General features: G+C 71.4%; 26 protein-coding genes and 3 pseudogenes. 15 read left to right on the forward strand and 14 right to left on the reverse strand.

The window, feature by feature from the left end:
• Position 1: 1 nt before the first annotated feature.
• Entirely contained in the window at positions 2–316 is a 315-nt protein-coding gene (locus GEV43_RS55345; protein WP_309239965.1) for a helix-turn-helix domain-containing protein, read from the reverse strand.
• 78 nt (positions 317–394) lie between these two features.
• On the opposite strand from GEV43_RS55345, the gene GEV43_RS55350 reads away from it, so the two are divergent.
• The 10 genes and pseudogenes from GEV43_RS55350 (at position 395) to GEV43_RS47050 (ending at position 7,177) form a co-directional block, all read left to right on the forward strand.
• Positions 395–787 carry a hypothetical protein gene (locus GEV43_RS55350; RefSeq protein WP_160823989.1) on the forward strand — a complete coding sequence of 131 codons (393 nt, stop codon included), beginning with the start codon at positions 395–397 and terminating at the stop codon, positions 785–787.
• Complete coding sequence (locus tag GEV43_RS32860; RefSeq protein WP_160823990.1) at positions 787–2,505, forward strand: amidohydrolase family protein; 1,719 nt, start codon at positions 787–789, stop codon at positions 2,503–2,505. The genes GEV43_RS55350 and GEV43_RS32860 overlap by 1 nt, the downstream gene beginning before the upstream one ends.
• Before the next feature lie 36 nt (positions 2,506–2,541).
• The gene (locus GEV43_RS48445) at positions 2,542–2,781 is read left to right on the forward strand and encodes a hypothetical protein (RefSeq protein WP_206681377.1); all 240 of its coding nucleotides are present in this window, start codon (positions 2,542–2,544) and stop codon (positions 2,779–2,781) included.
• 88 nt (positions 2,782–2,869) lie between these two features.
• Positions 2,870–3,346, forward strand: a complete 477-nt coding sequence (locus GEV43_RS48450; protein ID WP_309239966.1) for an MMPL family transporter — start codon at positions 2,870–2,872, stop codon at positions 3,344–3,346.
• Positions 3,343–3,471, forward strand: coding sequence for a hypothetical protein (locus GEV43_RS54150; RefSeq protein WP_302931116.1), 129 nt, complete (start codon positions 3,343–3,345; stop codon positions 3,469–3,471). Before GEV43_RS48450 ends, GEV43_RS54150 begins: the two co-directional genes overlap by 4 nt.
• A 453-nt stretch (positions 3,472–3,924) precedes the next feature.
• The gene (locus GEV43_RS32870) at positions 3,925–4,668 is read left to right on the forward strand and encodes a tRNA-dependent cyclodipeptide synthase (protein WP_160823991.1); all 744 of its coding nucleotides are present in this window, start codon (positions 3,925–3,927) and stop codon (positions 4,666–4,668) included.
• Complete coding sequence (locus GEV43_RS32875; protein ID WP_160823992.1) at positions 4,661–5,866, forward strand: cytochrome P450; 1,206 nt, start codon at positions 4,661–4,663, stop codon at positions 5,864–5,866. Before GEV43_RS32870 ends, GEV43_RS32875 begins: the two co-directional genes overlap by 8 nt.
• A 226-nt stretch (positions 5,867–6,092) precedes the next feature.
• Positions 6,093–6,569, forward strand: coding sequence for a nitroreductase family protein (locus tag GEV43_RS32880; RefSeq protein ID WP_309239967.1), 477 nt, complete (start codon positions 6,093–6,095; stop codon positions 6,567–6,569).
• 6 nt (positions 6,570–6,575) lie between these two features.
• A pseudogene (locus GEV43_RS56495) lies at positions 6,576–6,842 on the forward strand (DUF6092 family protein); the annotation flags it as partial.
• Between the two features lie 146 nt (positions 6,843–6,988).
• The gene (locus tag GEV43_RS47050; protein WP_164717158.1) at positions 6,989–7,177 is read left to right on the forward strand and encodes a hypothetical protein; all 189 of its coding nucleotides are present in this window, start codon (positions 6,989–6,991) and stop codon (positions 7,175–7,177) included.
• Between the two features lie 416 nt (positions 7,178–7,593).
• On the opposite strand, the gene GEV43_RS32885 is transcribed toward GEV43_RS47050, so the two are convergent.
• The 8 genes and pseudogenes from GEV43_RS32885 to GEV43_RS32910 form a co-directional block, all read right to left on the reverse strand.
• Positions 7,594–9,129, reverse strand: a complete 1,536-nt coding sequence (locus tag GEV43_RS32885) for an alpha/beta fold hydrolase (RefSeq protein ID WP_160823993.1) — start codon at positions 9,127–9,129, stop codon at positions 7,594–7,596.
• Positions 9,130–9,284: 155 nt separating this feature from the next.
• On the reverse strand, positions 9,285–9,482 hold the full coding sequence (locus GEV43_RS55355; protein ID WP_160823994.1) for a hypothetical protein: 198 nt from the start codon (positions 9,480–9,482) through the stop codon (positions 9,285–9,287).
• Complete coding sequence (locus tag GEV43_RS54155; RefSeq protein ID WP_302931117.1) at positions 9,479–9,604, reverse strand: hypothetical protein; 126 nt, start codon at positions 9,602–9,604, stop codon at positions 9,479–9,481. The genes GEV43_RS55355 and GEV43_RS54155 overlap by 4 nt, the downstream gene beginning before the upstream one ends.
• A 296-nt stretch (positions 9,605–9,900) precedes the next feature.
• The gene (locus GEV43_RS32895) at positions 9,901–11,130 is read right to left on the reverse strand and encodes an MmgE/PrpD family protein (RefSeq protein WP_309239968.1); all 1,230 of its coding nucleotides are present in this window, start codon (positions 11,128–11,130) and stop codon (positions 9,901–9,903) included.
• A complete protein-coding gene (locus tag GEV43_RS51655; protein WP_309239969.1) occupies positions 11,058–11,312 on the reverse strand; it encodes an MmgE/PrpD family protein in 255 nt (84 codons plus the stop codon). The genes GEV43_RS32895 and GEV43_RS51655 overlap by 73 nt, the downstream gene beginning before the upstream one ends.
• Positions 11,309–12,153: pseudogene (locus tag GEV43_RS32900) on the reverse strand (cyclase family protein). The gene GEV43_RS51655 and the pseudogene GEV43_RS32900 overlap by 4 nt, the downstream one beginning before the upstream one ends.
• Complete coding sequence (locus GEV43_RS32905; RefSeq protein ID WP_160823995.1) at positions 12,150–12,317, reverse strand: hypothetical protein; 168 nt, start codon at positions 12,315–12,317, stop codon at positions 12,150–12,152. The pseudogene GEV43_RS32900 and the gene GEV43_RS32905 overlap by 4 nt, the downstream one beginning before the upstream one ends.
• A 4-nt stretch (positions 12,318–12,321) precedes the next feature.
• A pseudogene (locus GEV43_RS32910) lies at positions 12,322–13,499 on the reverse strand (CaiB/BaiF CoA transferase family protein).
• Positions 13,500–14,119: 620 nt separating this feature from the next.
• On the opposite strand from GEV43_RS32910, the gene GEV43_RS32915 reads away from it, so the two are divergent.
• On the forward strand, positions 14,120–15,439 hold the full coding sequence (locus GEV43_RS32915) for a dihydroorotase family protein (protein WP_309239971.1): 1,320 nt from the start codon (positions 14,120–14,122) through the stop codon (positions 15,437–15,439).
• Positions 15,440–15,484: 45 nt separating this feature from the next.
• On the forward strand, positions 15,485–16,279 hold the full coding sequence (locus tag GEV43_RS55360; RefSeq protein WP_206681379.1) for an IclR family transcriptional regulator: 795 nt from the start codon (positions 15,485–15,487) through the stop codon (positions 16,277–16,279).
• Between the two features lie 186 nt (positions 16,280–16,465).
• Here the strand turns inward: GEV43_RS55360 and GEV43_RS32925 are convergent, their stop codons facing one another.
• Genes GEV43_RS32925 through GEV43_RS32935 form a run of 3 tightly spaced genes read right to left on the reverse strand, consistent with a single transcriptional unit; the run spans position 16,466 to position 18,964 of the window.
• Positions 16,466–17,086 (reverse strand): isochorismatase family protein, encoded by a 621-nt coding sequence (locus GEV43_RS32925; protein WP_160823996.1) that lies wholly within the window; start codon positions 17,084–17,086, stop codon positions 16,466–16,468.
• Entirely contained in the window at positions 17,086–18,294 is a 1,209-nt protein-coding gene (locus GEV43_RS32930) for a CaiB/BaiF CoA-transferase family protein (RefSeq protein WP_160823997.1), read from the reverse strand. Before GEV43_RS32930 ends, GEV43_RS32925 begins: the two co-directional genes overlap by 1 nt.
• Positions 18,287–18,964 carry a GntR family transcriptional regulator gene (locus GEV43_RS32935; protein WP_160823998.1) on the reverse strand — a complete coding sequence of 226 codons (678 nt, stop codon included), beginning with the start codon at positions 18,962–18,964 and terminating at the stop codon, positions 18,287–18,289. The genes GEV43_RS32930 and GEV43_RS32935 overlap by 8 nt, the downstream gene beginning before the upstream one ends.
• A gap of 82 nt (positions 18,965–19,046) precedes the next feature.
• On the opposite strand from GEV43_RS32935, the gene GEV43_RS32940 reads away from it, so the two are divergent.
• The gene (locus tag GEV43_RS32940; RefSeq protein WP_160823999.1) at positions 19,047–19,946 is read left to right on the forward strand and encodes a hydroxymethylglutaryl-CoA lyase; all 900 of its coding nucleotides are present in this window, start codon (positions 19,047–19,049) and stop codon (positions 19,944–19,946) included.
• A 55-nt stretch (positions 19,947–20,001) separates the two neighbouring features.
• Here GEV43_RS32940 and GEV43_RS32945 read toward each other — a convergent pair whose 3' ends face one another.
• Positions 20,002–20,745 carry an arylmalonate decarboxylase gene (locus tag GEV43_RS32945; protein ID WP_160824000.1) on the reverse strand — a complete coding sequence of 248 codons (744 nt, stop codon included), beginning with the start codon at positions 20,743–20,745 and terminating at the stop codon, positions 20,002–20,004.
• A complete protein-coding gene (locus GEV43_RS32950; RefSeq protein ID WP_160824001.1) occupies positions 20,742–21,302 on the reverse strand; it encodes a TetR/AcrR family transcriptional regulator C-terminal ligand-binding domain-containing protein in 561 nt (186 codons plus the stop codon). Before GEV43_RS32950 ends, GEV43_RS32945 begins: the two co-directional genes overlap by 4 nt.
• Positions 21,303–21,378: 76 nt before the next feature.
• Between GEV43_RS32950 and GEV43_RS32955 the strand changes: the two genes are divergently transcribed.
• Complete coding sequence (locus GEV43_RS32955; RefSeq protein WP_160824002.1) at positions 21,379–22,272, forward strand: DUF4437 domain-containing protein; 894 nt, start codon at positions 21,379–21,381, stop codon at positions 22,270–22,272.
• A 961-nt stretch (positions 22,273–23,233) separates the two neighbouring features.
• A complete protein-coding gene (locus tag GEV43_RS32960; RefSeq protein WP_160824003.1) occupies positions 23,234–23,671 on the forward strand; it encodes a hypothetical protein in 438 nt (145 codons plus the stop codon).
• The last annotated feature ends 66 nt before the right edge of the window (positions 23,672–23,737 follow it).

Consider the following 23,737-nt stretch of genomic DNA (forward strand, 5'->3'; position numbering starts at 1 on the left):
GTCAAGGAAGGGCAGCGCGCCCTCGGTGAGCCCTCCAGCGGCCAGGGACGCGCATGCCGACCTCAAAGAGCCGCAGACCGATCCGGTAGCGCAGGACGTCGGTGCGTTCCAGGCCGCCCCATTCGACCAGTTCGGTCACGAGCCGGTGCGCAGTCGAGCGCGCCAGCCCGGTGCGGCGGCACAGTGCGGCCGGGGCCGGCGGTTCTGAGTGCCCAGCAGGACGGGCCGGCAGGACCGGGATGTCGCCGGAGTGTTTCTTGTCCAGGTCCGTGGTCGACACGATCCGCCGAGGCGCGACGCCGCCCGCGACTGACACGAAACGGCCAATCGCTTGCTTGGGATGAGACGGGGGTCTAGACAGTAGTCCTAGAGGGTTCGGGACGGTCGGCGGGCCGTGCGGACCGAAGCGGTGGACGAGAAGGGACCGCGCATGGACCCCCGGCAGGCGCTCTCCACCACGCGGGCGATGCGCCGGGCGCGGCCCGGCCCGATCCCGCTGGAGGCGCGGGAACGGATACTGGACGCCGCGATCCGGGCGTCCACCGGCGGCAACGCGCAGCACGACCCGGCCGGCGGTTCGGGCTTCCCCGCGGTGAAAAGCGTCATGCCCGCCGCTCGCACCCAAGGCGGGAGAGGTTCCCTGACCAGCGTATTCGGGGCCTTCCGTGGGGAGGAGACGCGGGAGTTCCTCGCCGTGCCCGGCGAGGAGGGCTGGGGGAAAGCCTGCCGCGAGTCGTTCGGCTATCCCGTGGATCGGTGCGGAAGCGCTGGAAGGAGTGACCCTTGATGAACGATCTGGTGATCAAGAACGCTCGGGTCGTGGACGGCACCGGCGCGGCCCCGTACCACGCCGACGTCGCCGTCACCGGCGACCGCATCAGCGGGATCGGCCGCGACGTCGGCGCCGGCCGTCGCACGCTCGACGCCGACGGTGCGCTGCTCACCCCCGGTTTCGTTGACATCCACACCCACTACGACGGGCAGGCCACCTGGGATCCGATCCTGGCCCCGTCGTCGTGGCACGGTGTCACCACGGTGGTCGTGGGCAACTGCGGGGTGGGGTTCGCCCCGGTCAGGCCCGACCGGCACGAATGGCTGATCGGGCTGATGGAGGGTGTGGAGGACATCCCCGGCAGTGCGCTGGCCGAGGGGATCACCTGGGAGTGGGAGAGCTTCCCGCAGTTCCTGGACGCGCTGGAACGGATGCCGCGGACCATGGACCTGGGCACGCAGGTTCCGCACGGCGCCGTCCGCGCGTACGTCATGGGCGAGCGCGGTGCCCGCAACGAGCCCGCCACCGCCGGCGACATCGCCGCGATGAAAGCGATCGTCAAGCAGGGCGTGGCCGCCGGGGCGCTGGGCTTCTCCACCTCCCGCACGCTCGCGCACCGGGCCATCGACGGCGAACCGGTGCCCGGCACGTTCGCCGCCGAGGAGGAGCTGTTCGGAATCGGCGAGGCGCTGCGCGAACTGGGCACCGGGGTGTACGAGATCGCGCCCGTCGGCGCGGCGGGTGAGGACGTCAACGCCCCGCCGGACGAGGTCCGGTGGATGCGGCGGTTGTCGGAGGCGACCGGCCGGCCGGTGTCGTTCGCGCTGCTCCAGGTGGACGCCGCGCCCGACCTGTGGCGGGAGCTGATGGAGTTGTCGGCCGGCACCGAAGCACAGATGTTCCCGCAGGTCGCGGCCAGGCCGTTCGGGATGCTGATCGGGCTGGAGACGCTGCACGCGTTCGGCGACCACCCGACGTACGTGTCGGAGTTGTCGCTGCTGCCGCTGCCGGAACGGGTGGCGCGGATGCGCGATCCCGAGGTCCGGGCGCGGATCCTCGCCGAGCGCCCGGTCGAGGAGGACGTGCTGGCCGGCATGGTCCGCGGCTACCTGGACCGGCTGTTCCCGCTGGACGGCGACCGTCCCGACTACGAGCCCGCGCCGGACGAGTCGGTGGCGGCGCGTGCGGCGGCGACCGGCCGCGACCCGCTGGAGATGCTGTACGACCTGCTGCTGGAGGACGACGGCCGCAACCTGATGCTGCTGCCGCTGCTGAACTACTCCGAACGCAGCCTCGACTCCGTCCGCGAGATGCTCACCCACCCGCGGGCCGTGCTCGGGCTCGGCGACGGTGGCGCGCACTGCGGCTTCATCTGCGACGCCTCGCTGCCCACCACCATGCTCAGCCACTGGGCGCGCGACCGGCGGCGCGGCGAGACACTGCCGCTGGAGCACGTCGTGCGGCTGATGACCCGCGACACCGCCCGCCTGTACGGGCTGGCCGACAGCGGCGTGATCGCCGAGGGCACGAAGGCCGACCTCAACCTCATCGACTTCGACCGAGTCGCCAACCACCGCCCCGAAATGCTGTACGACCTGCCCGCCGGCGGACGGCGGCTGGTGCAGCGCGCCGACGGGTACCTCGCCACGTTCGTCTCGGGCACGCAAACCTTCGCCAACGGCGAACACACCGGCGAACTCCCAGGCCGCCTCGTGCGAGGAGCACACCGCTGACCCCCACGGTCACCACGTCGGACGTCGGCCCTGCGCGTGGAACAGGTCGGCGCCGGATCGGAGGCCAAGGGGCTGGGGGAGACCCTCGGCGCGGACTTCGCCCGGGCCGAGTTCATCAGCCTGCCGCTCACCCTGCTGATCATGCTGGTGGTGTTCGGCGCGGTGATCGCGGCGGGCGTGCCGGAGGTGCTGGCGCTGTCGTCGGGGGCGCGGCGTTCGGGCTGTCGGGATTGGTGTCGCACCTGCTGCCCGCCACCAGCGCGATCAGCAACGTGATCCTGCTGATGGGCATGGCCGTCGGCATCGACGACTCGCTGTTCTACCTCAAGCGGGAACGCGAGGAGCGGCGCCGTGGCCGACCGGAGTGATCGAGATAGCGGCACAGACGTCCGGGCCCACGGTGGTGGTGTCAGGGGTGACGCTGATCATCGCGGTGGCCGGGCTGTACCTGGCCGGGGAGGCAGCGTTCTCCTCGCTGGCCACCGGGTCGATCATCGTGGTCGCCGTCGCGGTGCTCTCCTCGCTGACAGTGCTGCCCGCGCTGCCGGCCAAGCTGGGCCGCTGGACCGACCGGCCGAAGGTCCCGGTGCTGTGGCGGCTGACCATGCGGCCCGGCCAGGCGCGGCTGTGGCCGGCGCTGCTGCGTCCCGCGATCGGCCACCCGGCGGTGACGCTGGCGGTGTCGGCGGGGGACTGCTGCTGCTCGCCGTCCCGGCCCTGGACATGCGGCTCAAGCAGCCCGGCTCGGACGACCTGTCCCGCGACATCCCGGGCGTGCGGGCGATGGACCGGCCGACCCGGGCGTTCCCCAGCGAGGGCACCGTCCACCAGGTCGCGGTGAGCGCACCGGCCGACCGGGTCGGCGAGGTCGAGACGGCCCTGGCCGGCCGGGCCCGCCGTACGACCGCGGACCCGCTCTTACGCCTCGACGGTGACCGGCCCGTGCTCGGTGACTGGCGCGACTAGGTTGCCGGGCAACGGCGGGTCCTCATCCGCTGCTCCCGGCCCATGGTCCAGGGGACTCTCAGTCCCTAAACGACGTGAACGGGCAGGGTTCCCGAACGGGCGTCCGGGGGCAGTGCCTAAGGGCTGACAAGCCGCGTCCGCTTCCTGGCCCTAGCGGCTGGCCAGGATGCTGATCTCGAAGGGTTCCGCCCTGCCGCACACGAGTTGTGAGACCGGACGTCCCAGGCGAACGCGTCCACAGCGGACACGTCCGCGACCATCTCACCAACGATCGTTTTCTGGCACCGGGCGGCAGGCGGGTCGGGTGTCGCCCGGGCAGTTCCCAGTGGGGTCCGGGGGAGTTCCGCCACCTCGGCGGCGGTGGGCGGGGTGCCGTTAACGTCAGAACTTTGAGCCTTGATAACTCTGTGTAGTCAGTTGGATGCTTAGAGTGGTCAAGGTTTGGGGTTCTTCATGGACGAGGCTGGTGCGGGGAACGCTGCGTCTTGGGCGGTCGTGCCGTACACATCCAACTGTGAGCACCTGTGCGAGCGGGCCGAACATGTCCTGGTGGGGGTGAGTCCAGGCAACGGCTACTTCAACCGGGAACGGCTGGCGGGGCTGCTGCGCTGGGCGGGCGCCACGTTCGCCCGGGTCGACGCGATCGTGCCCGATGCGTCACTGGTGCATACCTACCAGGCTCTCGGGCAGTCTCCGGCGACCGCCTGGAAGAACGCCAGCCGCAAGGCCGGCAAGACGTGCCGGCGGATCGTTCGGGCCTGGGAGCAGATCGGCGTCCCCCAGCACGAGCGACGGCTTCACCTGCTGTCGGAGTTCATGGACCATCCCGTCTACGTGCGGCTGCGCGCCCAGGTCGAGAAGGCCATCGGCGCCGACCCTGTCCTGCGGGAGGCGTTCTTGGAGGCCAGCCGCAGGGTCTTGCAGGCTTACCTGAACCAGGAGCCGACCGATGAGCAGGTCGAGGAGAGCAAGAACTACCTGGCCGCCGAGATGCCGCTGTGCCTGGACACCCCCGCGATCCTGGATGTGCCCTCGTCGGTGAACGTCTATCACCAGCGGCTGCCCACGCTGGAGCGGATGTTCACCTCGCCGCACATGGACGTCTCGCCCCTACAGGGCCACGCCGTGGTGCGGCCGCCGGCCGATAGGCCGGGCGCCGAGGCCGAGAACCCTGCCCAAGGGCGTGACCATGTCTGAGACGGTGGCCGGAGCCGAGGCCGGTCTGCCCTTCCCGTTCGGCGACTGGGGCTTCGACCTGGCCCCCCAGTACGCCCGCGTGCGTGCGGCCCGCGCGCCCGCCTGCCCGGTGCGCACCGTCAACGGCGACCCGGCCTGGCTGATCACGCGCTATGACCTGGCCCGGCGTGTCCTCGCCGATCCGCGGTTGAGCCTGTCGGCGGCCCTGCGACCCGAGGCGCCACGGCAAGAACCGCTGCCGATACGGCTGCCCGAGGGCACGGGCGACATCGTCACCACGCTCAACAAGGCTGGTCTGCACCACGTGGTCGCCGACGCGCTCGGGCCGCGAGCGGTGAAACGGCACCAGGAATGGATCAACGAGCAGGCCCGGCACCTGCTCGACGCCCTGGCCGGTCCGCCCGCCGACCTGCGGGCCGGGCTGGCCCTCCGGCTGCCCTTCGCGCTGACCCGCCGCCTGCTGCTGGGCGACCTGCATCAGGCCGAGCTGGTCCGGCTCAACCAGTGGGCCGACGCCATCCTGTCGTGGGGACCGGGGCTCAGCCGGTACGCCACCGCGGACCTGGCCGCGGCGCAGGAGCACATCTACCGGTTCTTCCTGCACCGACTGCCCGACCTCGCGGCCGGGTCCGGCGACCATCTGCTCAAACGGATCGCCGCTCCGGGCGTGCTCGACCAACGCGACCTGGCGGTCTTCGCCGCCTCGATGTTCCTGGCCGGATACCGCACCTCGGCGAGCTTCCTGGCCGGCGCCCTGGTCACGCTGCTGCGCCATCCCGACGCGCTGCGGGCCGTCCGCGACGATCCCGCGCTCGTCCCGGCGACCGCGCAGGAACTGCTGCGCTACACCCCGATGGCCACCGGCGGGGTCAAACGCCTGGCCATGCGGGAGGTGGACCTGGACGGGCTGGTGATCAAGGCCGGCGACCTGGTCCTGGTCTCCCTGGAGGCCGCCAACCACGACCCGGCCGCCTTCCCCGACCCCGACACCTTCACCCCCGGCCGCGACGCCTCGGGCCACCTCGGATTCGGACACGGCTCCCACTTCTGCCCGGCAACCGCCTGGCCCGGATGCAGATCGAAGCCGCCGTCGCCGCGCTGGCCGGCCACTCACCCACCCCGCGTCTGGCCGTCCCCGCCCACGACCTGCCGTGGATGCACGGCGCCGGGTTCCGGACACCGCAGACGATCCCGGTGACCTGGCCAACCGCGACGAGGCCGAACACCACGGCCCAAAGCCCACCACCCGCAGGCGGGAACCGGCCACCAGACCAGCCACCAGGGCGACCGCGCCCGAACGGACCGGACAGGTGAACACCCTTGACCGCCCACACGCCAGCGACACCACCGCACCCACAAACCAGCCCCCGAGCAGGCCACAGAACCCGGAACAGGACGGGCCAGGCCCGCGACCGGCCGAGCTGTTGCGGATCATCCAGACGCGCAGTGTGGTCCGCGAGTACACCGACCAGCCCATCACCGATGCCGACGTCCAAGCCCTCCTCACCGCCACCGCGGCCGCCCCCACCGCCTCCAACCGGCAGGCGTGGGCGTTCATCGCCGTACGGGAACCGCAGCTGCTGCTGTCGGTCCGCGCGTTCGCGCCCGGGGTGATCGGAACCCCGGCCCTGCTCCTCATCGCCTGCCTCGACCATTCCCGGTACGCCGACAACGAAGCGCGCCGCCGGGAAGGCCAGCTCTGCGTGGCCATGGCCGTGCAGAACTTCCTCCTCGCCGCCCACACGCTCGGCCTGGGCGCCTGCCCCGCCTCCAGCTTCCTGCCCGACCCGATCCGCCTGCTGCTGGACATGCCCGACCATCTCCAACCCGTCCTGCTCGCAGCGGCGGGCCACCCGGCGCACACACCGCACCCCTCCCCCGCCGCGACCTCGACGAGGTGATCCGCCATGACCGCTACACCTGACCCCACGCGACGGGACACCGAACTCGCCCGACTGGCCGCATACCTCCTGGCCAGCAGCCGCTCACTGCTGGACGACCCTCCCGACTACGGCCCCTACCGGCTCATGGACGCGGCACGCCGAACCCTGACCCTGCTAGAAGCCGACGGCCCCGCCAACGCGCACTACACCTCCGTCCGAACCCGCATCGACGACACCCTGCGCACCAAGACACCGATCGACCCGGCCGCCCTGCTCGACACACTGTGCCTGCACATGGCCCACGGCCTCAAAGCCGCAAACCCCGACAACCACCCAACGACCACCCCAGCCAACAGCACTCCGCCCAGCCAACAACCCACCGCCCGAACACAACCCTCCCCGACAACCCCCGCTAGCCGTACCGCCCAGGCCGGGCGATGCGGCAGGCACCCTTCCGGCATGAGCAAGAGCAAGGATCAGGCAACAGCTCCGGCAAAGGCTCGGGCGGCGGCTCGGGCGGCGGCTCGGGCGGCGTCTCGGGCGGCAACTCGGGCAAGGGCACCCCGATGGACACGCAGGCCGCCAGCCGGATGCAGCCGGCCACCGCCAAGAACCCCGACGGCTAGACCGCCCACAGCGGCGCAGCACCATGTGCGCAGTCCGCGGCCGACCGCAGCGCCGGCGACAGCGGACGTTGAACCGGACCGACGCCGCCGCACCCTGCCGTACGGCCCGGCCGAGACGCGCGTCGCGCGCGCGTGGGCGACTCCAGAAACTTCAGAAAGTCCTGTACGCCTACGCGCGCCGGCGTGTCCCGAAACTTCCGAAAGACGGGCTTGAGGTATCGGAGTGGCATGGGGTGGGCGGCGTTCGTCCCGTCCTGTCCCGGTACGCCTGACGGCAGGGGCACGGCCCGTTCGTCGCGGCGGCCGCGGCGGGCTCAACGCGACGCATCGCTGAAGCGGAGGGGTGCCGCCCGCGCCGTGGTGGTGTCCCCGCGCCGGGCGGGCTGCGGCCGGTCCGGGCGGTGTGAGGGACCCGGCTAGCGCACGCCGGGTGGGGACTTCTCCACTGGGACGGGTGGGATCTTCGCCAGACAGCGGGTGTCACCCAGGTGGCCGGTGCGGATGAACGCGTGCTGAATCGATGCCACGCATCCGCTGGGTTCCACCTCGGTGATGTGCCCAAGGTTAGGGACTTCCAGCAGCGTGCCGTGGCGGAACTGCGCGGCGGCCTGCCGTCCCTGCTCGGTGGTGGTGTTGGGGTCGAGGTCTCCGGAGACCACCAGAACGGGGACGTCGGCGAACGGCCCGCTGGTCCGCTGGACCGGCGGGCGCCGGTCGGGCCAGAGGATGCAGTTGTCGCTGCGCAGCGCTTTGGTCCAGGCGACCTTGCCGAACGGTGTGTAGTCGGCTTCGGGCAGTGCCGCGCGAGCGGCGGTGTACTGGCGCAACCGCGTCTTAATCGGTGCCGACCGGTCCCATGACCAGCGGTAGTCGTTGCAGGCGACCGCGTGGCTCTGGCCGTCGTTGTAGTCCTGCTCCCGGACGTCACCGTCGGTTCCACCGCGGTTGCCGCTGATAGGAGTTGCCCTCCGGGCCAGTTCAACCAGCGTCGTGGAGTCGCCGCGCAGCGCGGCCGACACCATCGCGGGGACGCCTCCGATCTGCGCGGGGATGTTCGAGGCGGCCCGGTAGACCAGCGACGCCAGGGCGGCGTCGTCGAGTCTCCTGTCCACCCCCTCGGCGGTGTAACCGATGGGGCGCTGACGCAACCGCTGAGACAGACGGGCCAGGTCGGCCAGAACCCGGTCACCGTCGCAGCGCCCGCCGCTACGGGCGCACAGCAGCCGGACCGACCGGCGCATCGCGCGGGCGTTGGATCGGAACCAGGTGTCGCGGGTCAGCGGGTAGGCGCCGGAAAGCACCATCGAGCGGACACTGCCCGGGTGGCGCTGGGCGTAGACCGTCATCAGGTACGTGCCGTAGGACATGCCTTGAAGGATCAGCTTGGGGATGCCCAGCCTGGCCCGGACGGCGTCGATGTCGTCGGCGGTCTCGGCGGAGGTGTACGCGCGGGACCGGTCGCCCAGCGCCCGTCCGCATCGCCCGGCGTCCTTGAGTAGCTGGGAGTGGGTGGCCGACGGAGCGGTCAGTCCGCAGTCGACGGCGCCGGAGCGGTTGACGCCTCTCGGATCCACCAGCAGGAAGTCGTGGTCGGCTAGCAGGTCGGCATGCAACTGGGCGAGGCGGGGGGCCAACGCGATGGTCGACGAGCCCGGCCCGCCCGGATTGAAGGCCACCGTACCCGCGGTGGGCCTGCCGCGGTCGGTGTGCCGGATCAGCACGTACGCCACGGTCGTCGAGCCGAGTTCGGGTCGAGCCCGCACCAGCGACACCCGAATCGTGCCGCATTCGGCGTTGGGCACCTGCGTGCAACCCTGCGGGCCGGTCCTAGCGCGAGTCCCCGCCGCGCCATCCGCCGCCGCGCCATCGGGCGCGGCGACGACCACGCCCGCCGCCGCCGCGACGGCTGCCGCCGCCGCGAGCGCGCTCCTGATCTTGTGTTCGGCTTTCACCAGGGTGTCCCCTCCAAAGTGGTCACTCTCTGTTCGGCCACCCTGGAGGACCGAGCCCGGCGGGGGATCCGGGACACCCCTGAAAGATCCCCCGCACCGATCCAGGACCACGGTCCCAGGAGGTCCTGTACATATCCGCAACGACCGCGGCGAGCTCAACGGCGCGACCCGGTCGGTCGGGTGATCAGGGCTTGGAGTTGGTCGACGATGCCGGTCGCGGTGACGAACTCTGCGGCCTGCCGCACCCGCAGGTCGCCGTAGACGACGCGTTCTTCGCGCAGGCCCGTCCATCCGTGATCGCGTGCGCCGCCGGGAACCGGCTGCGGCGCGTGTCCGGGGTTCGATGCCGTCACGGGCTGCCTCGCAGCAGTGACGCGGCCTGGCCGGGATCGGCGCTGCCGACGAACGGCAGCAGACGGGTCAGGCTGTGCAGGGTGTCCAGTCCGGCGGCCGAGACGATGACCGTCAGCGGCACGCCCGCCTCGATGGGGCCGATCAGCCAGGCGGCCCGTAGCCGGGCGGCCCGCCGCCGGTCCGTAGGGCGTGCTCAGCCTGGTCGCCGAGCACCCTTTGCCAAGCATGGCGACAGACCACCAACCAGGCGCGGCGGCCGCGTACCGCCACTATCACCTGGTCGGCGGCACCGAAAGGGGCATCGATGAACTCGCGGGATTTCAGCCCGCAGCCGAGCCCGAGGGCCGGCAACGTCTTCAGGCCGTGCCTCAGGTCGGCGGTGGCGGTGGCGGCGGTGGTGGCGGTGGTGGGGCGCGGTCAGGTGGTGAGGAGGGTGGTGAGGGTGTCGACGTTGGGTAGGTCGGCGAGCTCGTAGGCGCGTTCGGTGATCTCGTCGGCGCGGGCCGGGGAGACGTGGCGGGTCGCGTTCAGGTGGAACTTGGCCGCCAGTTCCGCGGCCGAGAGGGGCCGGTCGGGGCCGCCGCGGTTGGCTTCGACCCGTTCCTCCAGGACGGTTCCGTCGCGCAGCCGGACGCGCAGGACGGCCGGGAACCGGTGCGGGAAGATCTGGTCGCAGCGGGCGTCCGGGACGCAGCGGACCTTCGCGGCGAGCGCCAGCCGCGCGGGGTCGGCGGCGGCCTCGTCGGTGAAGTCCTCGTGGGACACGCCGAGCCCGCCGCCGCCGAGCAGCGCCGCCGCCACGGTGTACGGCCCGGAGAACGCGGCGTGGTACCCCGACTTCGGTCGGGCCTTGTCCTGGGCGGGTTCGCCTATCGTGCGCAGGACGGCGGTGGGCGCGCCCAGTTCGAGGTCGTCGATCGCCGTGGGGTCCAAGCCGTTGGCACGCAGCCGCAGCGCGGCGTCGATGCCCGCGTGGGTGAAGTGGTTGCACGGGTACGGCTTGAAGAAGATCCCGGGCAGCTCCCAGTGCTCGCCGAGCCGGTCGGTGAGCGCGTCCGGGTCGGCCTGATCGCCGCAGAACGCCTGGAGCAGCCCGAAACGGCCCTCCAGGACGGTGGGCGGCCCGGTGATCCCGGTCCGTGCCATCCCGGCCGCGGTGACGGCGGCGTGCGCGGCCCACCCGCAGTGGACCCGCTTTACGGTGCCGCCGGTGCGGTTGGCCTCCAAGAGGCCCGAGCCCATGCTGGCGGCGATGCCCATCGCGTCCGCGACGCCCGCGGCGTCCAGGCCGGACAGCATCGCGCACGCGGCGGCCGCGCCGAACGCCCCGCAGATCGCGGTGGCGTGCAGGCCGCGTTCGAAGAACACCGAGTTGCCGAGACCGGGGTCGTACCCGGCCATGCCGAGCCGCACGGCGATCTCGACCCCCGCGCCGATCGCGTCGAGCAGCGCCGCGCCGGACGCGCCCTGAGCCTCGGCGGCGGCGAGCGCGGCGGGCACGACGGACGCCGACGGGTGCAGCACCGATGGCAGGTGCGTGTCGTCGAAGTCGAGGGAGTGCGCGAGCGTCCCGTTCAGGAGCGCGGCGCTCGGCTCGGGAGCCGGAGGCCGGTGCCGATCGCGGTGGCCCGGTCGGCGCCGCCCCACTCGCGGACCAGCACGCCGATGGCCCGCGCGGGCGGTTCACCGGTCGCGGCGAGACTGTTGCCGAGCACGTCGAGGACCCGGCGGGCGGCGTCCGCGCGCAGCTCGGCGGGTAGGCCGCGGACGCGGACGCCGTCCGCGAAGGCCGCGAGCCGCTGGACCGGGGTCGCGGGCGGGCGGGTCACGCGCTCACCGCCGCGAGGGGGCGGACGGGCGAGCCGGTGCCGCCCCTGATCCGCAGCGGCGCGAGGACGAACACGAACTCGTGCAGCCCCGCCTCCGCGAGCGCCTCCAGGTCGAGGTGCTCGATGATGAAGATCCCCGCCTCGACCAGCAGGACGCGGTGCACGGGCAGGACGGCGTGTCCGGCGCCCGCGGGGATCTGCTCGTAGGCCGTCGTGTCGGCGCCGGTCGCGCTGATCCGGCGGTCGGCGAGCCATCGGGCGGCATCGGCGGTCACGCCCGGGACGCCGGTCTCCGTGCCGAGGTAGGCGGCCGGGTCGTGGAAGTTGCGCGACCAGCCGGTCCGGACCAGCGCGACGTCGCCCTCGCGGGGTTCGGCGCCCCGCGCGCCGCCGCCTCTTCCAGGTCCTCCACCGTGACGCCGTACCCGGGCGGGAGGGTGCCGGCGCCGTGCGCGGCGGCGACGTCCAGCAGGACGCCGCGCCGCAGCAGCCCGGGCAGGTGCTCGGCGCCGTGGCTGGTGAACGTCCCGCCGCGCTGGGCCTCGGCGGCGCCGATCCCGCCGTGCAGCTTCCCGTCGTGGCTGACGTGGGAGAGGGCGTCGATGTGCGTTCCGACGTGCCCGCCGGTGACGATGATCTCGTTGGCGGCCGAACCGCCGTCCGGGCGTTCCATGTCGCCGTGCCGCCGGATCAGCGTCATCCGGAACCCGGGATGGTTGGGCGAGCACGGCATCCCGGTGAAGAACGGGTGGCCGAGTTCGATCAGCCGGACGCCGCCGGCGACCGCGGCCAGGAGCGGGTCCTCGGCGCGGGTGACGGTGCGTGTTCCCTCGTCGGTCATGGATGGTGCCCTTCCTTGTCGGGCCGGGCGGACGCGGCCTTCATGACGGTGAGCAGGCAGGAGGCCCGCTCGGCCGGGTCGGCCTTGGCGGCGAGCGCCTTGGCGCTGGGGCCACCCGGCGCGTACGGCCGGCTTCCGCGCTGAAGCGTCCGGTCGGCGGTCATCGGATCACGCCCTTGGCGCGCAGCGCCTCCAGCTCCGCGTCCCGATGCCGTACCGGCCGAGGACCTCGCCGGTGTGCGCACCGAGCGCGGGCCCGGCCGAGGCGATGCGCCCGGGGGTCCGGGAGAGCCGGAACAGCACGTTCTGCATCTTGATCGGCCCGAGCTCGTCGTCCTGGACGGTGGTGATCGAGTCGAGCGCACGGAACTGGGGATCGGCCATGACGTCGGCCGCGTCGTAGATCGGTGCGACGGCGGCCTGCGCGTCCTCGAACGCCTTGACCACCTCGTCGCGGTCGCGTTGAGCGATCCACGAGCCGACGGCCTCGTCCAGCTCGTCGGCGTGCTCCGCGCGCTGCGAGCCGGTGGCGAACCACGGCTCGTCGATGAACTCGGGCCGTCCGACCAGGCGCATCACCCGTTCGGCGATCGACTGGGCGCTGGTGGAGACCGCGACCCAGCTGCCGTCGCGGGTGCGGTAGGTGTTGCGCGGCGCGTTGTTGTGCGAGCGGTTGCCGGTGCGGGCCTGGAGCTCGCCGAGCTGGTCGTAGGTGATGATCTGCGGGCCGAGCAGGGTCAGGATCGGCTCGATGATGGCCAGATCGATCACCTGCCCCTCGCCGGTCGCCTCCCGGGCGCGCAGCGCGGTCAGCACGGCGAACGCGGCGGTGAGCGCGGCGATCCCGTCGGCCAGGCCGAACGGCGGCAGGGTCGGCGGCCCGTCCGGCTCGCCGGTGATCGCGGCGAAACCGCTCATCGCCTCGGCCAGCGTTCCGAACCCGGGCCGCGCGGCGTACGGCCCGATCTGCCCGAACCCGGTGACCCGCGCCACCACGAGCCGCGGGTTGAGCTCCCTCAGCTCGTCCGGGCCGAGGCCCCAGCGCTCCAGCGTGCCGGGACGGAAGTTCTCGACCAGCACGTCGGCGTCGGCGACGAGGCGGCGGAAGATCTCCTGCCCCTCGGGGAGCCGAGGTAGAGCGTGACGGCCTTCTTGCCGCGGCCGAGCATCTTCCACCACAGCCCGACGCCGTCGCGCTGTGCGCCGTGGCTGCGCACCGGGTCGCCCTTCGGATGTTCGATCTTGACGACCTCGGCTCCGAAGTCGGCCAGCAGGGTCGCGGCGAGCGGCCCGGCGAACAGCGTGGCCGCATCGAGTACCCGGACCCCGGCCAGGGCGTCGGTCATGGGACGTACCGCCTTCGCATCAGAACTCTCCCTACTCCGGAACGTTTCGCTGAGAGAAACGGTTGCGGACCTCCTGCCTCAGGCTGTGGCCTGGCGGCGGCTTTCAAGTTCGCACTGGATGTTAGCCATCGTCAAGCTCGTCCCCTAGGGATTGACCGGAAAGAGCGGCCGGTGCCACGATGAGCCATCGACGGCCGAGTGTTTCTTTCAGCGAAACGCTAGGCCGATATCTGGGCTTCACTCCGAAGGAGGTCCCCTCCCGCACCGTTGCGTCGGCCGCCCAGCGGCTTCCGCGCCGTACGCTCCCTCCTCCGACGGCTCCGTCCCGGGATCGCCGGAGAACTCCACCGCGCGGAGGCCGGACGCTCGGCGACGCGCTGCGGATCGGTGCCACGTTCGGTCGTCCGGACACCTACCGAGGCCATGGCGCCGTCGCCGACGCCGCCGCCCCCCACTGATCAGGAGAACCTCATGGCGACCACCGAGCTACTGCTCACCAACGTCCGCGTCGTCCGCCCCGACGCCCCGCTGGGGCGGAACCCGAACCTCTCGACATCGCCGTCAACGACGGCACGATCGCCCGCCTGGCCCCGAACCTGCCGCACGACGAGGCCGCCACGGTGATCGACGGACGCGGGTCGCTGGCCTTCCCCGGCGTCGTGGACGCCCACCAGCACTGGGGCATCTACAACGAGCTGCGGACCGACGCCCGCACCGAGAGCCGCGCCAGCGCCCAAGGCGGCGTCACCACCTCACTGACCTACATGCGGACCGGCCAGTACTACCTGAACAAGGGCGGCCCCTACCGGGAGTTCTTCCCCGAGGTGCTCGACGCCGTACAAGGCAACGCCCACGTCGACTACGCCTTCCACCTCGCGCCGATGACGGCCGAGCACATCGAGGAGATCCCGTTCCTCGTCGAAGAACACGGCGTCACCTCGTTCAAGATCTTCATGTTCTACGGCGGCCACGGGCTGCACGGCCGCTCCACCAGCCAGAGCGACTTCCTCATGACACCGCCGGACGAGCGGTACGACGTCGCGCACTTCGAGTTCGTCATGCGCGGCGTGCAGAAGGCCCGCGAGAGGCTCGCCGAGTACGCCCCCCACATCTCGCTGTCGCTGCACTGCGAAACAGCCGAGATCATGACCGCCTACACCCGGATGGTCGAACGGGACGGCTCGCTGTCAGGGTTGCGCGCCTACAGCGCGTCCCGCCCGCCGCACTCCGAGGGCCTCGCCGTCACGATCGCGTCGTACCTCGCCCACGAGACCGGGCTGCCCAACGTCAACCTGCTGCACCTGTCGTCCGAGAAGGCGCTGTCGGCCGCCCTCACCATGGCGACCGCGTTCCCGCACATCGACTTTCGTCGCGAGGTCACGATCGGGCACCTGCTCGCCGACGTCGACACCGCGCACGGCCTGGGCGGCAAGGTCAACCCTCCGCTGCGCGACCGCGACGACGTCGAGGCGCTGTGGCGGCACGTCCTCGCCGGCGACGTCGACTGGGTCGTCAGCGACCACGCCTGCTGCCGGGACGAGATGAAGTTCGGCGCCGACCGCGATGACGTCTTCCTCGCCAAGTCGGGGTTCGGCGGCGCGGAGTATCTGCTCCCCGGCCTCGTCGGTGAGGGCACCCGCCGCGGCCTGTCCCTCCAGCGGATCGCGCAACTCACGTCCTGGAACCCGGCGCGCCGCTACGGCCTGCTCCGCAAGGGCGCCATCGCCGAAGGCTGCGACGCCGACATCGCGCTGGTCGATCCGGACGTCTCGTGGACCGTCCGTGCCGCCGACTCCGAGTCGGCCCAGGAGTACACGCCGTTCGAGGGGTTCGAGATGTCGGCCCGGGTGACCGACACGTTCGTGCGCGGCCACCGGGTGTTCGCCGATGGGAAGGTGACCGCAGAACCTCTCGGCCGCTACATCCGCCGTGGCCGCTGACCGCGGCTTCGTGAGCCGTTCCGCTCGTTCCCTAGGATCACCAGGGTGACCAAGCAGAGCGCCGTGCCGGGTAGGGACGTGGACAGTGTCGGCACCGAGGTGGCCGGGCGCGTCGCCGACGTGCTGCTGCTGTTCGCCGGAGGCCCCCGCTACCTCGGCGTCAGCGCCATCAGCCGTGAACTCGGGATTTCGAAGGCCGTTGTGTATCGCATCCTGCGGTCGCTGGTGTCGCGGGGAATGCTGGAGACGGACTCCGGTACGCAGGGTTACCGGCTCGGCCCGGCCGCGGTGGCGCTCGGGGTGAGCGCGCTGCGCGGGTTCGACGTCCGCAGTGCCGCTGCGCCGGTGCTGCGGCGGCTGCGTGATGAGACTGGCGAGACCGGTACGTTGTCCGGGCTGGTCGGTGATCAGCGGGTCTATCTCGATCAGTTCGAGAGCCCGCAGGAGATCAAGATGACGGTCGAGGTCGGTCGCCGGTTCCCGCTGCACGCGGGCTCGTCCGGGCGGGTCATTTTGGCGTTCTTGCCGCCCGAGCGCCGCGAGGCCGTGCTCGCCGGGCCGCTCGCCGCGCTGACCGGCGGGACGCTCACCGACGGGGCCGTGCTCCGCGAGCGGCTGGCTGAGACGGTCCGCGAGGGGGTCGCGGTGTCGCTCGGTGAGCGGCGCGCCGATGCGGCTTCGGTCGCCGCGCCGTTGTTCGGCCCGGACGGCGAGGTGCACGGTTCGATCAGCGTGTGCGGGCCTCGCTACCGGTTCACGCCCGAGGCGGTCGAACGGTACCGGGTCCTGGTCAAGGACGCCGCCGAGGAGGTCCGCCGCAACTTCGCGCCGTCGCCGTAGCGACTTCATCTACGCCATGGCCCGTGTCTCGGGTGGGGAAGCCCCCGGCAGGCCCCACGGGCGGTGGGCCGCCTCGTCATCCTGCACGAGCGGGCGCCCTGAGCTAGGGGTGGGTGGACGGGTGGGGGCGTATGCCGGTGGCATCGTCAGAAACCCCGCCGGATGCCGTCCGGAGTATCCGGCGGCTCACCGTTCCAACGCCGCGAGTGCCGTCTCCAGCGAGACGACCTCGGCGTACTTGGCCTGAAGGTCGAACAGGTTGGCCTCGTGCGGGCGCGGATCCCGGTCGCCGCACGCGTCACGCACCACGAAGGGCACGAACCCGTGTTGCAACGCGTCCACGGCGCTGGCCCGCACGCAGCCGCTGGTGGACAGCCCGCACAGCAGCACCGTGTCGATCCGCATCGCCGTGAGCGTCGCCGCCAGGCTGGTGCCGGCGAACGCGCTGGCGTACTGCTTGACCACGACGGTCTCGTCCGGAGCGGGGGAGGGGTCCTCGGTGAAGTCGCCCAGCGGATTTCCCCGTTCGAAGCAGTGCAGCGCGGGGACCTTTCGATAGAAGAGGCCGCCGTCACGCCCGCCCGGACCGTACTCCACCTTCGTGAACAGCACCGGCGCGCCGTGGGAGCGGGCGGACGTCACCAGCCGTGCCGCCGCCGCGACGGCGCCCTCCACCCCCGCGTACAGCGGCGAATCCCTGTCCAGGTAGGCGCGGACGATGTCGATGGCCAACACGGCAGGCCGTTGCCCGAAGGGCAGCGTCCCACCGAAGCCCGCCGCCCGGTAGTCGGCGTCGAGCGGGTCCATCACAGCGTTCCGTCCGAGGCCAGCGAGGCCAGTTCCGACTCGGTCAGCCCGAGCAGCCCCCCATAGATCTCGGCGTTGTGCTGGCCCAGCTCCGGACCGAGCGAACGCACCTGGCCGGGCGTGTCCGACAGTTTGGGAAACACGTTCTGCATCGGGAAGTCGCCGAACTCCGGGTGCGCCAGCCGAATGATGGCCTCGCGCGCCTTGAAATGCGGGTCGCTCAGCATGTCCTTCGCGCGGTAGGTCAGCCCGGCGGGGATGCCGTTGTCGTGCATCAGCTTCAACAGCGGCTCGGCTTGCTGCGGCGCGGTCCAAGCGGCGATCAGCTCGTCGAGTACGCCGGCGTTCGCGCCGCGTGCGCCGTGGGAGGCAAAGCGCTCGTCGTCCGCCAGCTCGGGGCGGTCCATCAGTTCGGCGAGGCGCCGCCAGATCGTGTCGCGGTTGGCGGCGATGAGGATCGGGCCGTCGAGGGTGGGATAGACGTTGCTGGGGGCGACGTTGGGGAGCACCGAACCGGTCCGCTCGCGCTGGTAGCCCGCGATCTCCCACTCGGGGACGAGCGACTCCATCATGGCGAACACCGCCTCGTACAGCGCCGAGTCCACGACCTGGCCGCGCCCGGTCCGGTGCCGGGCGTGCAGAGCCACCAGGGTGCCCAGCGCCGCGAACGTGCCCGCCAACTCGTCGCCCAGCGAGATGCCGGCCCGTGACGGCGGCAGGGCGGGGTCGCCGGTCACGTACCGGATGCCGCCCATCGCCTCGCCGATCGAGCCGAACCCGGCGCGCGGCGCGTACGGCCCGTCCTGGCCGTACCCGGTGACACGGGTGATGATCAGCCCGGGGTTGTCCGCCCAGAGCCGCTCAGGCGACAGATCCCAGCGTTCCAGGGTGCCCGGGCGGAAGTTCTCCACCAGTACGTCGGCGGTCGCGATCAGTCGCCGCGCGAGCGCCTGCCCGGCGGCGGCGCGCAGGTTCAGCGTCACCGACTTCTTGTTGCGCGCCAGCACCGGCCACCACAGCGACTTGCCGTGCGGCTTCTCCCGGCCCCACTCGCGCATCGGGTCGCCCGCGCCGGGCGGCTCGACCTTGACGACCTCGGCGCCGAAGTCGCCGAGGAGCTGACCGCAGAACGGGCCGGCCAGCAGCTGGCCCATCTCCACCACGCGCAGGTCGCCCAAGGGCATGACGTCCGGGGTCGCTTCAGCCATCGATCTTCCTCACTGTCGCTTGCTCTCGTTCACGTGCGCGGACGTCTTCGACCAGGTGGTCGGCGGCGGCACGGATGTGGGCGCGCATCACGGCCTCGGCCCAGGCGGGATCGCTCGCCGCCAACGCGGCCACCAGCTCGCGGTGATGGTTCATGCTGCGTGCCAGGGCGGCCTCGTCGTAACGGCGGAAGGTCCCCAGCACCAGCGGGGCGTGCACCACCGAGGTCAGAAGCGCGGGCAGCCGGCGGTTCCCCGACAGCTCGATGACCTTGCCGTGGAACCGGTCGTTCAACTCCGCCACGGTCTGGAAATCACCCTTGGCGGCGGCCGTCTCCATCGCCGCGCAGCAGGCCGACAGCTCCTCCAGCGCCTCCGCGGGCACACCGCGCCGCGCGGCGCGGGCGGCGGCATAGGGCTCCATCAGCCCCCGCAACTCGAAGATCTCGACGAGGTCCTCCGCCGTCCAGCGAACCACCCGCGCGCCTCGGTGGGGGAGCACCTCCACCAGACCGTCGGCGTCCAGCCGTTGCAGAGCCTCGCGCACCGGCGTCCGCGACAGCCCCAGCGTGCCGGCCAGTTCGGCCTCGCCCAGCCGGGACCCGGCGGTGACGGTCCCGGACAGGATCATCCGGCGCAGCTCGGTGTACGCGACATCGGCAGCCCGTGGCACGGTCCCCCCTTAAGCCTGGATTGCATGCAACATATGGCTTAGTCTCCCCAGAAGACAAGATCTAGGCGAAGGATGGAAGAAATTGCATACAACAGTGGTGGAGGTCGGCCCGCGGGACGGCCTGCAGAACGAGGAGCGGGTGCTGCCCGCCGACGTCAAGATCGAACTGATCGAGCGCAGCGTCGCCGCCGGGATCACTCGGATCGAGGCCGTCAGCTTCGTCAATCCCGCGCGTGTCCCGCAGATGGCCGACGCCGAGGAGGTCATGGCCGGAGTGCCGCGCCGTGGCGATGTCTCCTACATCGGCCTGGTCCTCAACCGGCGCGGCCTGGACCGTGCCCTGGCGGCAGGGGTGGACGAGGTCAACGCCGTCGTCGTCGCCACCGACACCTTCTGCGTGCGCAACCAAGGCGTCACCACCGACCAGGCCATGGAAGCCTTCGACGCCATCGCCAAGGCCGCCGCGGATGCCGGGGTGCGCTGTAGCGTGACGATCGCGGCCGCGTTCGGGTGCCCGTTCGAGGGCGAGACACCGCCCGAGCGCGTCGCCGAGATCGCTCGCCGCGCCCACGCCGCCGGAGCCCACGAAGTCGCGCTGGCCGACACGATCGGTGTGGGTGTTCCCGGCCAGGTCCGCGACCTGACGCGCCGGGTCCGCGCCGCCGCGCCCGGCACTCCGCTGCGCTTCCATTTCCACAACACCCGCAACACCGGCTACGCCAACGCGCTGGCCGCCGTCGCCGAGGGCGTCACCGTCCTGGACGCGGCGACCGGCGGCTTCGGAGGCTGCCCGTTCGCTCCAGCCGCGACCGGCAACATCGCCACCGAAGACCTGCTGTACGCGCTTCACCGCGAGGGGGGCTCCACCGGGATCGACGCCACCGCCGTCGCCGCCACCGGAGCCTGGCTCGGCGAGCACCTCGGCAAGCCCGCCCCGGCCCTCCTCGGCCGCGCCGGACCGTTTCCCGGCATCGCGGGATGAACGTGGCACCCGTGGTGCTCGCGCCGGGGACGCGAGCACCACGAGCGGTGCGGCCTCAGTGCTCGCGGAGCAGCGTGCCCGCGCCGGAGACGCGGTCGTCCAAGCCGTGCTCTCGCAGTGCGCGCCACAGCGTGGCGGCGTTGATGGCGATCACCGGCTTGCCCAGCTCCCGCTCCAGCTCATCGGCCAGCGCCACGAACGACAGGTTCGTTCCGACCTGCACGATCGCCTCGACGTCCGGACCGTCCAGTTCCGCGACCACCTTGCGGAGCCGATTCTCGGGAACACGGGCGATGTCCATCGCGGTGGGACACCGCAATCCCGTGATGGCCGCGACGTCGAAGCCCGCCTCGGTGAAGAAGCGTCCGACCTCGCGGTCGGCGACCGGCTGATAGGGGGAGAACACCGAGATCCGGCGGCAGTCCAGGTGCCGCAACGCCGCCCGGCAAGAGCCGGCGCCCGTCGTCACCTCCAGGCCCGTGCGCTCGCGCAACCGGCGCTCGAAGGCCGCGTTGCCCTCGACTCCGCCCCAGAACGTCTCGGCGGACATCCCCATCACCAGCCGTTCGGGCTCGGCGGTCAGCACGTCCCGGACCGCGTTGTCGATCGACGCCCGGATCTGGCCGAGCAGCGCCTCGAACCCGGCGTCGTCGGCGATGGCCGGGTCCGGGATGTACATCGACCCGGCGCGGTAGGCGACACCGGGCACGCCGGCCTTCCAGTAGTCGTGTTCGACCACGGTGTTGGTGCTCGGCACCACGACGCCGAAGACGGCGCGGGGGCCGACGGCGTTGGTCATGTCAACTCCAGTTCGGCGAGGAGGGCGTCCACGGTTCGGTGCGCTCGAACGCGCGGGACGGGCAGGTTCAGCAGCAGCGAGTCGACCAGCAGCGGAGCGGTGATCGCGGAGACCCACTCGGTGAGCCGTGCCTCGTCGAGACCTGCCGAGCGCAGCACGGTCTCGAACGGGGTCATCAGGTCGCGGACGTACCGGCACCTGAGGTCCACGATCGAGGCGTCCCAGGAAGCGGCGACGATCAGAGCCTGGAGCACGCCGCCGACCGGTTTGCCCGCCAGCCGGTCGCACAACAGGTCGACCTGGGTGTGCAGATCGCGGGCGAGGTCGCCGGTCGGCGGCGGGGACCGCACCGGAGCGACTTCGATGATCGCCTCCAGCACGTGGCGGGCGGTCGGCCAGTGACGGTAGATCGTCGAGCGGGCCACACCGGTCTCGGCGTGCAAGCGCTGCGGCACCAGCGCTGCGGCGCCCTCGGTGAGCAGTAGTTCCAGTGCGGTGGTCAGGACTGTCGCCTCGGTGTCCGAGGAGGGGCCTGCCGGGCGTCCGGGTCGGTTCACGGAGATTAACAATACATATTGTCTCGGGAACCGGTAAGCGCTACATTCCGTATCGGAAACCTTCGAGAGGGGCATCATGCGACCGCACGTGGAGATCGTGGACGAACGGGACCTGATCTGGCATCTCGCCGAGTTCGACCATGCCGACGGCACCGCCGAGCAGCGCAACCTCAGCTACGACGAGGAGGACGGCTCGGCTTCATTGAAGGTCCGGTTCACCTCCGACTGGACCCGCCCCGCCGGCGTGCACCAGGCCGAGACCGAGTGGTACGTCCTGTCCGGGCAGGTCACCATCGGCGACACCGTCCTGGGGACCGGGGGCTATTGGATGGCCCCCGCCGGAGTGTGGACGCCGCCGCTCTCGGTCGCCGCCGGCACCGAGATCCTGCTCTTCCGCGAGTACGGGGACTGGCACTTCGACCTCGCCGACGGCGACCGGTCAGGCGTCCGTCCCGACCAGCGACTGGTCGTGCTCGACTCGGCCCAGATGCCCTGGATCGACGTCAAGGACGGCAGCCCGATGCGGTTCGACCTGGGCGGCACACCGGTCCCCGGCCTCTACATCAAACTGCTGCACCGCGACGAGAAGACCGGCTTCTACACCCGGCTCATCAAGGCCAAGCCCGGCTGGCGTGAGGTGCCCCTGGCCCACCACCCCTGCTCGGAGGAGTCCTACTGCCTGGAGGGCAAGTTCGAGTACAACTTCGGGAAGATGTGGCCGGGCACGTACTTCTGGCGGCCGGCACTGGTCCGGCACGGTGATTTCACCGCCGACGCCGAACTCGGCTGCACCTGGATCATCCGCTCCGATGCCGACCTGGTCGACTGGTACACCGACAACGCCCGCATCGTCATGGAGGGAGAGGCGACCAACTGGGGACCGGAGTTCCCGAACACCGCGGCCCCCCGCCCCCTGGAGCCGGTCCGCTCCCGGAGCATCGGCCGCTGGGAGAACCCGTCCTACCAGTGAGTCCCTGGGGATGGACGAGCCGTGCCGTCCTGGCCCCATCGTGCCCGGCACGGCGTCGTCCACGGCTCAGGGCGGGACCGCCCGCCCTGAGCCCAAACGACCCGCCGAGCTCGGGGCACCCCTAGGAAGCGACGCGCAGCCTATCCCGGGCTGTGCGACGACCGGCACCAGGCCGACGAGCCGCGCGGTGGCCACCTTCCACCGGACGCCCGCGATGAGGCGCGGTTCGGCGGCGTCACGGAGAATGTCCCCACGCCTCCGCCGGACCGCGCCAGGCCCAGCCCGATCACAACGGCTTTGCACTAAGCACCGACGGTGTCGAACCGGCTCATCGGCTGCCGTGAGTGCGGACGGAGACGAACGAGCGGGTCCGTGCTCTGCGCGACTGGTTGCGGCGCGCCCGTTCCCGGGCCTCTTCCTCAGAACCGGGACGGTCAGCTGGGGGACGCAATGTAGGACATCCGCAGGTAGGCGCAGACGATGTTTACGCTGGTCTGCCGGTGCCGCGAATTGTCATTGGCGAGACGTTCCAAGGTGTACAGCGCGGTCAACCTGACCGGAGCCCTGTCGGAGGCGAGTCGCTCGGCGGCGGCGTTGTACAGCTCGGTGATCCGCCGTTCGGCAGGCGAACGCGTCCCCAGTGGACACGTCCGCGACCATCTCACCAACGATCGTTTCTGAGACTGCGGCCAGACCGTTCGGTCGGCGGGTGGTCGTGCAGTCCGTGCCGCTCCCCGCGAGATGCCCGTCTCCGCAGGCCAGCCCCATGTCCGTTGCCCCTACAGGGGTTGACGTTCAGAGTCCCGCTTCGCTTAAGGTAAGCAGATGACTACTCAAAGTAGTCGATCTGTGGGGGTGTCGTGGCCGTCACCAGCCGTTCGAACAAGGACATCGCCCATCGGCGATCGTCCCCTGGCCCGCACAGACCACGACATCCCGCCTTACCAGGAGGAGATCCTCGATGAAGAAGGTCATCCGGAAAGCGGTGTTGCTCGCCGCCGTCGTCGGGTCCGTGTCTTCGCCCGCCGTGCAGCCGGCGTCCGCGACCACGCCCGCAGCAGCCCCGGTATCGACCCAAGCGAACAACAAAAGGTGCGCGGGGACAGCCGTCGCCCCTGCGGGCTCGAACTGGCGCGAGGGCGTGGCGAACAATGCCGTGTTGGGCAGTCCCCGTTACCAGCTGGTCTACGACCTGACACTTCAAAGCTCAGGGGCCGCGCAGGTCCAGGTCATGGGGTTCAATGCCCGAGGGAAGTTCTGGGCCGGTGTGCCCCTGATGTCTCCCGATAGTCCCCATCGAGTGGTACGTGTCGCATGGGGCAACAACGCCGCCAATCCCCGGATCCGGGTCAAGCCCGCCTTCGCGCAAGTCGGAGCCACTGTGACGTTCAGGTGCTGAGTACTCCAGCACGGACCTGATTTCGCCGATCGCGGCCCGACTGCGAAGTCGTATGCACCATCCCAC

It is taken from the genome of Actinomadura sp. J1-007 (genome assembly GCF_009793335.1).
Lineage (GTDB): Bacteria > Actinomycetota > Actinomycetes > Streptosporangiales > Streptosporangiaceae > Spirillospora > Spirillospora yumaensis.